Annotated in this window: 9 protein-coding genes; all 9 read right to left on the bottom strand. The window is 46.3% G+C overall.

Annotated features, from left to right (window positions below; translation table 11 throughout):
* Window positions 1-293 (bottom strand): tRNA-dihydrouridine synthase (locus KIH43_RS07080; RefSeq protein ID WP_297719212.1); only part of this gene is annotated, 293 nt, incomplete at its 3' end.
* A 101-nt stretch (window positions 294-394) separates the two neighbouring features.
* Complete coding sequence (locus KIH43_RS07085) at window positions 395-649, bottom strand: hypothetical protein (RefSeq protein ID WP_296969168.1); 255 nt, start codon at window positions 647-649, stop codon at window positions 395-397.
* A 57-nt stretch (window positions 650-706) separates the two neighbouring features.
* Complete coding sequence (locus tag KIH43_RS07090) at window positions 707-1606, bottom strand: pseudouridine synthase (RefSeq protein ID WP_297719215.1); 900 nt, start codon at window positions 1604-1606, stop codon at window positions 707-709.
* 10 nt (window positions 1607-1616) lie between these two features.
* On the bottom strand, window positions 1617-3968 hold the full coding sequence (locus KIH43_RS07095) for a Tex family protein (protein WP_297719228.1): 2352 nt from the start codon (window positions 3966-3968) through the stop codon (window positions 1617-1619).
* A 104-nt stretch (window positions 3969-4072) separates the two neighbouring features.
* Window positions 4073-5890, bottom strand: a complete 1818-nt coding sequence (typA, locus tag KIH43_RS07100; protein ID WP_297719217.1) for a translational GTPase TypA — start codon at window positions 5888-5890, stop codon at window positions 4073-4075.
* Window positions 5891-5947: 57 nt separating this feature from the next.
* The gene (gene truB / locus KIH43_RS07105; protein ID WP_297719219.1) at window positions 5948-6856 is read right to left on the bottom strand and encodes a tRNA pseudouridine(55) synthase TruB; all 909 of its coding nucleotides are present in this window, start codon (window positions 6854-6856) and stop codon (window positions 5948-5950) included.
* Window positions 6857-6858: 2 nt separating this feature from the next.
* Window positions 6859-7236, bottom strand: a complete 378-nt coding sequence (gene rbfA / locus KIH43_RS07110) for a 30S ribosome-binding factor RbfA (RefSeq protein ID WP_296969158.1) — start codon at window positions 7234-7236, stop codon at window positions 6859-6861.
* A gap of 10 nt (window positions 7237-7246) precedes the next feature.
* Window positions 7247-10003: a translation initiation factor IF-2 gene (gene infB, locus KIH43_RS07115; RefSeq protein WP_297719222.1), complete on the bottom strand. Its 2757-nt coding sequence runs from the start codon at window positions 10001-10003 to the stop codon at window positions 7247-7249.
* A 13-nt stretch (window positions 10004-10016) separates the two neighbouring features.
* The coding region (nusA, locus tag KIH43_RS07120; protein ID WP_297719225.1) for a transcription termination factor NusA at window positions 10017-11285 on the bottom strand (1269 nt) is incomplete at its 5' end.

Below are 11285 nucleotides of genomic sequence, written 5' to 3' on the forward strand. Positions count from 1 at the left end.
CAGCCACAGTTAAGGTCAATTTCATCGTAAGCCCACTGCTGCGCCAATTCTGCAGACTTTGCTAGATCGGCAGGCTCTGATCCCCCCAATTGCAATACCACTGGATGTTGGTCATGCGAATAATCTAAATGACGGGGCACATCTCCATGTATTAATGCGCCGGTGGTGACCATCTCGGTATAGAGAACACCCTTTTTAGTTAAAGCGCGATGAAAAGAGCGGCAATGACGATCGGTCCACTCCATCATGGGAGCCACGGCAAGGCGCTTCTGAGAAATATTTGTCATGGACATTGAATCAATAGCATTGAAGCGTTATTTTAAATCCAACCAGACAATAAGTAAGGGCAACCTTCGTTGCCCTTATATCACCTATCAAGTAGTGCAAAATCAATCTAGCGTTTTTTATCTAACTTTGCTTCAAGTTCGGCAGCCAAATCAAGAGCTCCCATATAACCTGACTTCAGATGATTGGGCAGATCCGGGTCTCCGACCATTGCCCCAAGCGTTTCAACAAGACTAAAGACAATTCCCTTAGCAGCACCAATAGCAATCGTGTTGTTTTTCACTGCCTCATCAATATGATTAACAGCATCTAAAAAATAATCGTGGCCAGGCAATCCATCTGGTCCTAATTCTTCATTACTCATTACAAACGCCTCCTTTGGCTTAATTCATCTCATTGATTCATCAGTATCTATCTATCATCATAATCTTAATTCTTGCTCACTCCTAAATTTGCGCATTTCTTTTGTAATGGGATCTACAAAGACCACTTCTTTTGCCAACAATTGCAAAGGCTTTGAAAAATCTAACTCAAACTCTTGATAGGGTGTCAAAACAGGGTAGATCTGATCGTTTTTAATGGGAGCTCCTAGAGCATTTAAGTGGCATCGCAGTTGATGCTTCTTGCCACTGCCTGGTTTTAAGCGATACCGAGCCCAGGGATTCTTTACTTCCAGTAATTCAATACACGTATCTGCATTGTTTTCACCCGCAACTTCTCGCATCTGCAAAAAATGTTCAGACTCTTCTAAGCGGCTTTCATACGTCATTGGCAATTGCTTAGCTAATGACGCGACATAAGGAGCAATAGCTTCGTAGGTTTTTTGAACTACACGATCTCGAAATAGATTTTGGTATTGCGCCCGCTCATCCGGTCGAACCGAAAAGATGACCACGCCGGCAGTATCCCGATCAATGCGATGAATGGGACTTAAAGTGGATATTTGCGTCCTCTTTCTTAAGCGATTTAAGAGGGTTTGCTGTAGATAGAGCCCGCTAGGCGTTACTGGCAAGAAATGCGGCTTATCCGCCACGACAAGATGCTCATCCTGGAAAAGAATGTGCTCTTCAAATGGAATATGAGGCTCACGTGCCAATCTTCTAAAGTAGATTAAATGTGTATTAGGTTGATAAGGATCATCTGCCTGTTGTGGCAAACCCTCGTCATCTAAAATTTGCCCATCCGCAAAACGTTGTTTCCACTCATCCGCATCAATATGCGGAAATTGGGCAATAAAAAACGCAAGTAAATTGGCATGAGTTTGATCAGCAGGCAAATAAACCCGCGATCCTGATACCCCTTCAGAATTAACTACTCTCATGCCTCCAATACTACTTCTTCAGCTTTGCCAAAGCCATTGCCATGGCATTATTCATAGGGGCGGCCTGCCTTCTCTCTTCAGGTGCTTTTCTAGGCTCTTGATGTTTGGGTCGTGAAGCAGCACTGCGCTCAGGCTTTGCAACAGACTTAGAAACCTCATCATTTAATCGCATCGTCAGAGCAATGCGCTTACGCTTCTCATCCACTTCAATGACCTTAACCTTCACCACTTGACCGGCCTTGACGACATTGTGGGGATCCTTCACAAAGGTATTTGAGAGCGCAGATATATGAACCAAACCATCTTGATGCACTCCAATATCCACAAATGCGCCAAAGGCAGCCACGTTCGTTACCACTCCCTCCAAAATCATATCCGCCTTAAGATCGCTGATCTTTTCAATCCCTTCTTTAAAGGTAGCGGTAGTAAATTCTGGTCGAGGATCGCGTCCAGGCTTTTCTAGTTCCTTCAGAATGTCGGTGACAGTTGGCACCCCAAACTGACTATCGGCATACTTCTCTGGAGAGAGTGACTTGAGAAGTGAGGTATCACCAATCACTTCTTTGACACCCTTTTTTATATCTTTCAAAATTTTCTCAACCAATGGATAGGATTCGGGATGCACCGCAGATGCATCCAGTGGATCCTGCCCATTCATAATGCGTAAAAATCCCGCAGCTTGCTCAAAGGTTTTTTCTCCCAAGCGAGGCACGCTCTTAAGATCCATTCTTGATTTAAATGCCCCTTTGCTATCTCGGTACGCGACGATACCTTCAGCAACGGTCGCACTCAGACCAGAAACCCTCGCCAGCAATGGCGCCGAAGCAGTATTCACGTCTACGCCTACGGCATTGACACAATCTTCTACTACTGCCACCAATGATTTTGCCAATTGCGTTTGCATCACATCATGCTGGTACTGCCCTACTCCAATCGATTTTGGATCGATTTTGACAAGTTCAGCTAGCGGATCTTGTAGGCGACGTGCGATGGATACCGCACCTCGGAGTGATACATCCATCCCAGGCAATTCCTTTGAAGCATACTCAGATGCTGAGTAAACGGAAGCACCTGCCTCTGAGACAACAATCTTTGTCAGGCCAAGCTCTGGTTTTGCCTTAATCAAGTCTTGTGCAAGCTTATCGGTCTCACGCGAAGCCGTGCCATTACCAATCGATATTAATGTAGCTTGATGTTTTTCCGCCAACCTAGCGAGCGTCAATAGTGAGCCTGCCCAATCATTTTTTGGTTGATGTGGATAAATCACATCGGTATCCACTACTTTGCCCGTTGCATCAACTACAGCAACCTTCACTCCAGTACGCATCCCGGGATCCAAACCAATAGTCACCCTAGGGCCAGCCGGGGCGGCAAGCAAAAGATCTTTCAAATTTCGCGCAAAGACATGAATCGCTTCTGTTTCTGCACGTTCACGCAGCGCAGTCATGAGCTCTGACTCTAGATGCAATGAGCACTTCACTCGCCATGTCCAACGAACGGTATCAGCCAACCACGCATCAGCCGGACGACCTTCATTTTTAATCTTGAAATGCTGTGCAATACGAGATTCGCACGGATTATGTGGTGCGTCCCACTTTGGCTTCTCTTCCTCAGTATCTAGTCTTAACGTGACCATCAATATTTGTTCGCGACGACCCCTAAATAATGCTAGTGCACGATGGGATGGAATTGCTTTAATCGGTTCTGAATAGTCAAAGTAATCGGCAAATTTTTCACCTTCTTGTTCCTTGCCAGCAATGACCTTGGACTCTACCACCCCATGGTCTTGCAGATAGGACCGCAAAGATTGAACCAGTGCCGCATCTTCGGCAAATCGCTCCATGAGTATTTGACGAGCACCCTCCAGGGCTGCTTTTGTATCAGGCACTCCAGCGTTATCGCCCTGCTCAGTTTTAAAGGCCTCCCTAATATATTTTGCCGCTTCAACCTCAGGAGCCAGTTGTGGGTTTGTTAGGAGGTCATTTGCCAAAGGCTCTAAACCCGCCTCAAGAGCGATCTGTGCCTTCGTTCTGCGCTTAGGCTTATACGGCAAATACAAATCTTCTAATCGCGTCTTGTCTTCAGCCAGCATGATGAACTTTAATAGCTCAGGCGTCATCTTGCCCTGCTCTTCAATAGAAGACACTATGGTTTTCCGACGCTCCTCCAACTCTCTTAGATAGGTTAATCGCTCTTCAAGAAGTCTTAACTGAGCATCATCAAGCCCCCCAGTCGCTTCTTTACGATAGCGAGCGATAAAGGGAACCGTCGCACCCTCATCCAAAAGCGTAATGGCGGCAGCAACTTGATTAGATTTTGCGGATAACTCTTGAGCAAGGCGTTGTTCAATGGAGGGCAATATGTGGTTCATTTATTGGGTAGGTATTCTAAAAAATTATCGGTAGCATGAACATGGAAGAACAAAAGCCACCCGTAGGTGACTTTTGTTGTGAAGCTTAAATGCGCTTACTCGCGCGAAGCTTTTTTGCGCTCATGCTCTTTAAGATAGCGCTTACGAATACGAATACTCTTTGGAGTTACTTCAACCAATTCATCGTCATCGATAAATTCAACGGCATATTCTAGATTTAAAGCAATCGGCGGAACTAAACGAACTGCCTCATCCGTACCAGAAGCGCGCACGTTGGTTAACTGCTTACCTTTAATTGGGTTTACCACCAAATCATTGTCACGACTATGGATACCAATGACCATGCCTTCATACAATGGATCGCCAGGGCTAACAAACATACGACCACGATCTTGCAATTTCCATAGGGCGTACGCAACCGCATCACCGTCATCCTGGCTAATCAACACGCCATTATGGCGTTCACCCAAAATACCCTCTTTGGCAGGCGCATATGAATCAAATGTATGACTCATCAATCCATTACCACGAGTCATGGTCATGAAATCACCCTGAAAACCAATCAAACCGCGAGCTGGAATACGATATTCAAGACGTGTACGACCTTTGCCATCACTCACCATATCCAACAACTCACCCTTACGCTTACCCAAGTCTTCCATCACCGCTCCCTGGGTGGTGTCTTCAACGTCAACCGTTAAATTTTCATATGGCTCCATCTTCACGCCGTTTTCTTCATGGAAAACTACCCGTGGTCGTGAGACAGCTAACTCATAACCTTCACGGCGCATGGTTTCCACCAAAATTGTCAGATGTAACTCACCACGACCAGATACTTCAAATACTGTATCGTCGTCCGTATCTTTGACACGCAATGCCATATTGGATTTCAGTTCACGTTCTAAACGCTCACGAATCTGACGGCTAGTAACAAACTTTCCTTCACGTCCAGCCAATGGACTAGTGTTCACCATAAAGTTCATGGTTAAGGTAGGCTCATCAATCTTGAGCATCGGCAATGCCTCTGGAACGTCTGGAGCGCAGATCGTGGTTCCAATCGCCAAGTCTTCAATACCGTTTACTAAAACGATGTCGCCTGCTTGTGCCTCTTCCACTAACTCACGCTCTAAACCGCGGAATTTCAATACTTGATTGATGCGACCTTTGCGTTGCGCGCCATCTGGGCCATCCATAAACACCACATCCATGCCTGGCTTAACCGTGCCACGATTCACGCGGCCAACACCGATCTTGCCAACATAGGTGCTGTATTCAATGGAGGTAATTTGCAATTGCAAAGGACCATCAGGGTTATCGTCACGGACTGGTACATGCTTGAGTACAGCATCAAATAGCGGACGCATATCACCTGAACGAACATCATCCGTTAATCCAGCATAACCATTCAAACCAGAGGCATAGACCACCGGAAAGTCCAACTGCTCTTCAGTTGCACCCAACTTATCAAACAACTCAAAAGTAGCATTGATCACGTAATCAGTGCGAGCGCCTGGACGGTCAACTTTGTTAATCACCACAATAGGCTTTAAGCCTAATGCCAATGCTTTCTTGGTAACAAAGCGAGTCTGTGGCATTGGGCCTTCAACAGCATCCACCAACAACAGAACGCCATCAACCATCGATAGCACACGCTCTACCTCGCCACCAAAGTCTGCGTGCCCTGGGGTATCAACGATATTAATATGCGTGCCGTCATATTCGACTGCACAGTTTTTGGACAAAATCGTAATACCACGCTCTTTTTCAAGATCATTTGAGTCCATGACTCGTTCGGCGATCTTTTCATTGGAGCGGAACGTGCCCGATTGACGCAATAGCTGGTCAACGAGTGTGGTTTTGCCATGGTCAACGTGAGCGATGATGGCGATGTTACGTAGTGCGCGTTTAGTCATTTGAAGCTTCTAAAGTTAAAAAATAAAAGGTTTAAGTAATTCGTTCTAAAGGGTCTATTAGGCTTGCGAAATCAGTCGCTTGGGATGCAATACCCCAGAGCGCCAGTCAGCAGTGCCGATAAAGTTATGGGGTGCAGCCGTTGCACGATAGATGCGCACCAACGACTCAATGGAAGGTAAATTGAGTGGCACTCTTTGCCCCATCTCCAAGCGTTTAGCCTGCTGCTCATCAACAGTTAAGTGAGGCAAAGTTTGCAGTAACGCATCCACCGGGAGAATATAGCTAGAGCTGTCATGTACATTCTTTTGAATGGAATCTAAAGTAAATGCATGCTCAAGACTAAGATGCCCTACTTCTGTTCTTCTGAGTCCCACTAAATGCGCGCCACAACCTAATGCATGACCAATATCTTCCGCAAGTACGCGTATATATGTACCCTTACTGCATGTCACTTCTAGAGTAGCTTCAGGCCACTGAATATTGGTCCAAGCAATTCTATGAATCGTAATCTCTCGTGGAGTGCGCTCCAATTCAATTCCTGCTCGAGCATATTCGTAGAGAGGTTTGCCATCACGCTTTAACGCAGAATACATGGGCGGCAATTGAACTATATGACCAGTAAATTGTGTGAGCAAGGCATCTAAAGCTGCTTGCAGAGCACCGGCAGTTTCAAATACTGGCAAAGGCTTTTCTTCGATGATTGAACCTTCAGCATCCCCCGTATCAGTACGAGCGCCAAATTTGATTTGTGCGATATATGTTTTATCGGCATCAAGCAGGTCTTGCGAATATTTGGTCGCCTCCCCGAGGCAGATGGGCAACAGACCTGTTGCCATTGGATCTAGAGTGCCAGTATGTCCTGCTTTGTCAGCATGAAAAGCACGCTTGACTGCAGTCACTGCACCCTGAGAACTCATCCCCAGTGGCTTATCCAGCAACACTACACCATCAATACGCGTAGACATGTTTATGAATTCTCGCTCGATTGATCACTTCGATCGCTATCAATAGCTTGATCAATCAATCGAGACATCTCTATGCCATGCTCTACCGAGTTGTCATAGTGAAAGTGCAAAGTAGGCACAGTATGAATATGCAAACGCTTAAACAATAATGAATGCAAATAACCTGCTTTTTCTTGCAACGCTTTTAACGCATGCTCAGGCTCAGCACCCAATACGGTAAAGAATACTTTAGCGTGAGCCAAATCTGGTGAGAGCTCAATACTTTGCAAAGTAATTAAGCCCAAGCTTGAGCTGCGCAATTCACGAGGAATGAGCTCGGCCAGGTCTCGCTGAATTTGATCAGCAAGACGCTGGTTCCGATGTGGACTAGTCTTATGCATATTCAATCACTTAGAGTGAGCGGGCAACCTCAGTCACCTCAAACACCTCTAACTGATCACCTTCTTTAATATCGTTATAGCCTTTGAGTGAGAGTCCGCACTCAACGCCAGCACGAACCTCTTTCGCATCATCTTTAAAGCGCTTGAGTGAATCGAGCTCACCAGACCAAATCACAACGTTGTCACGCAAGAGACGAACGCTTGAAGTGCGCTTCACAATACCGTCTACGACCAAGCAACCTGCAATTGCACCCACTTTTGATACCAAGAAGACCTGACGAATCTCAACAAGACCGGTAATTTCTTCTTTCTTATCTGGAGTCAACATACCACCCAGGGCCAATTTCACTTCATCAACGGCGTCATAAATAATGTTGTGATAACGAATATCAACGCCATTGTTTTCAGCTAACTTACGGGCAGCAGCATCAGCGCGTGAATTAAAGCCAATAATCACCGCCTTAGAGGCTACCGCTAAGTTCACATCGGTCTCAGTAATGCCGCCCACAGCTGCATGGACGATTTGCACCTTGACCTCTGGTGTAGAGAGTTTTAGCAAGGATTGTGACAACGCTTCTTGAGAGCCCTGTACATCCGCCTTAATAATCAATGGCAACAACTTGGCTTCAATTGCGCCTTCACCCATGTTTTCCATCATGGTCTCAAGTTTGACTGCCTGTTGTTTTGCTAACTTCACATCACGGAACTTACCTTGACGGAACAAGGCGATTTCACGGGCTTTGCGCTCATCAGCAACCACTTGGACAGACTCGCCTGCAGCAGGAACTTCCGCCAAACCTTGAATCTCGACCGGAATGGATGGGCCCGCCTCATTACAAGGTTTGCCGTTTTCATCTAACATTGCACGCACACGACCAAAAGTAGAGCCTGCTAGCAACATATCGCCACGCTTTAACGTTCCCGATTGAACTAAGACGGTTGCAACTGCACCCTTACCTTTGTCCAAACGCGCTTCAATGACCAAGCCTTGCGCAGGGGCATCTTGAGGTGCTTTGAGTTCAAGAATTTCAGCCTGGAGCAACACGTTTTCCAACAGAGCATCAATACCTTCGCCTGTTTTTGCAGACACCGGAATAAACGGCACATCACCGCCATATTCTTCAGGCACAACTTGCTCGGCTACTAATTCAGTTTTAACGCGTTCAGAATTAGCCTCTGGCTTATCAATTTTGTTAATAGCAACCACCAACGGTACCCCGCCAGCGATTGCGTGATGAATAGCTTCTTTTGTTTGCGGCATAACGCCGTCATCAGCAGCCACTACCAGAATCACAATATCCGTGGCCTTAGCACCACGAGCACGCATTGCCGTAAAGGCTTCGTGACCTGGCGTATCTAAGAATGTGATCATGCCACGCGGTGTTTCAACGTGATAAGCGCCAATATGCTGGGTGATGCCACCCGCTTCACCAGAAGCCACTTTTGCTGCACGAATTTTATCGAGCAGAGAAGTTTTACCGTGATCAACGTGACCCATGACTGTCACGACAGGTGGACGCGGCAACAACTCGGCATCATGTCCTTCTGCGCCTAAATCTAAATCTGGATCATCCAACTTCGCAGCATGTGCACGGTGACCCATTTCTTCAACAATGATCATCGCCGTATCTTGATCAAGCACCTGATTAATGGTCACCATTTGACCCATACCCATCAGAAGCTTAATAACTTCAGCACTCTTGACTGCCATTGAGTGAGCAAGTTCGGCCACAGTAATAGTCTCAGGAACATGAACATCACGAACAATGGGCTCTGTTGGAACTTGGAAGTTAGAGTCAACATTTGCCTCAGCAACTTGGCGCTGCTTTTTACGACCACCGCCAGTACGCCAACCTCCTACACCACCAGAAGTATCTCCACGAGTTTTTAAACCCCCTGGCTTCTTCACACCCTCTTCTTGCCAGGTGGAAGATGTTTCGGAAGATTTGATAGTTTTGCCGCCTACTTTTGCAGGCTTTTTCTTATCTTCAGAACCTTCTGCCTTTGTTGGCTTATGCAAGGTACCTTTTTTCGCTTCTTCTGCTGCCACTTCACTCGGTGCTTTTAAAACACGAGCGGGCGCACTCATCATGTCCCGAATAGCCAAAGCCTCAGCCTCAGCAGCTGCACGGCGTGCACGTAAATCAGCCAATTCCTTTTCTTTAGCGGCTGCCAGATCTTTAGCTGCCTTATCTGCTTGCGCTTTTTTCTCAGCAGCTGCAGCTGCTTCATCAGGCCCTTGTTCGCTTGTTTTTACTTCTTTGTCAGCTGGCGCAGAAACTTCTTTTTGACGCGCCTCTTCAGCAGCTTTCATTTCTGCTTCTTGGCGTGCCAATAATTCAGCTTGACGAGTTGCTTCAGCTGCGCGCTTTTCTAATTCTTCTTCAGAAAGAATAGGCTTGGCAGGAGCTGAAGTTTTCTCAACTTTTGGAGGTGCTTGTTCAGCTGGAGCTCCAGCTTCATCACTACGCTTTACTAAAACGCGTTTTTTACGGACCTCCACCTGCACAGTGCGCGTCCGTCCAGCAGAGTCAGCTTGACGTATTTCAGAACTCTCACGCTTAATTAACGTGATTTTTTTACGCGCACCTGCTTCAGCATTGCCGTGTGCTTTTTGCAAATACTCAAGCAGGACTGTTTTGTCCTTATCGGTAATGCTCTCATCCTCAGAACTCTTCTCGATTCCGGCTGCCTTCAATTGCTCCAAGAGGTCAGCCGCAGTTCTTTTGAGTTCCTTGGCGAGTACTTTTACTGTTGTTGTTGCCATCTACTACTTCCTCTCATGAAGTAAACCAATGTTCGCGCGCTTTCATGATGAGCGTTTTCGCAGTTTCTTCGTCAATTTGTGTCGCCTCTACCAGCTCATCAACAGCTAATTCAGCAAGGTCGTCACGGGTATGTACTTGGTTGTCAGCAAGTTTTGCAATTAACTCAGGAGTCATGCCTTCGAGTGAACGCAAATCTTGGGATACTTCACCAATACGCTCTTCTTTAGCTAATTCCATGGTCAACAAAGAGTCACGTGCACGAGTACGCAACTCGTTCACAGTATCTTCATCAAATGAATCAATCTCTAACATTTCGGACAATGGCACGTAGGCCACTTCTTCCAATGTGTTAAAGCCTTCTTCGATCAAGATATCAGCAACCTCTTGGTCAACGTCCAACTTATCCATGAATAATTGACGTACAGATGAAGCTTCTTTTTCAGTTTTCTCGGCAGACTCCTCTGGAGTCATGATATTGATCTGCCAACCAGTCAAATCGCTAGCAAGGCGAACGTTTTGTCCGCTACGGCCAATCGCAATCGCCAAGTTCTCTTCATCCACCACCACATCCATAGCGTGGCGCTCTTCATCAACCACAATTGAAGATACTTGAGCTGGAGCCAAAGCCCCAATAACAAACTGAGCAGGGTCTTCAGACCACAAGACAATATCGACCGCCTCACCAGCCACTTCGTTACGCACTGCTGTAACGCGTGTACCACGTACACCGACACAAGTACCAATAGGATCGATCCGCTTGTCATAAGTAATCACAGCAATTTTTGCGCGAATACCAGGATCACGAGCAGCACCCTTAATCTCTAGAAGGCCTTGCTCCATTTCTGGAACTTCGTTCTCAAATAACTTGATCAAAAACTCTGGGCATGTACGAGAGAGCTCAATTTGTGGGCCACGAGCTTCACGATCAACTTTCAGAATGTAAGCACGCACACGATCGCCAGAGCGAAGATTTTCTTTTGGAATCATCTGATCGCGACGCAATAATGCTTCTACACGGCCGGATTCAATAATGAGACCATTTTTGTCAGCTCGCTTCACAGTGCCAGTCATCACCTTTTGGCCACGCTCAAGGGAATCATTCAAAAGTTGTTCACGCTCAGGATGACGAATACGTGGCAAGATGACTTGCTTAGCAGCTTGCGCGCCAATACCTCCAAATTCTAGTGATTCAATTTGCTCTTCAATGTAATCCCCAACTTCAATATCAGCGAGCTGTTCTTTTGCTTCAAATTGCAAAATCTCTTTATCTGGCTCTTGCAG

It is taken from the genome of Polynucleobacter sp. (assembly GCF_018500155.2).
Taxonomy (GTDB): domain Bacteria; phylum Pseudomonadota; class Gammaproteobacteria; order Burkholderiales; family Burkholderiaceae; genus Polynucleobacter.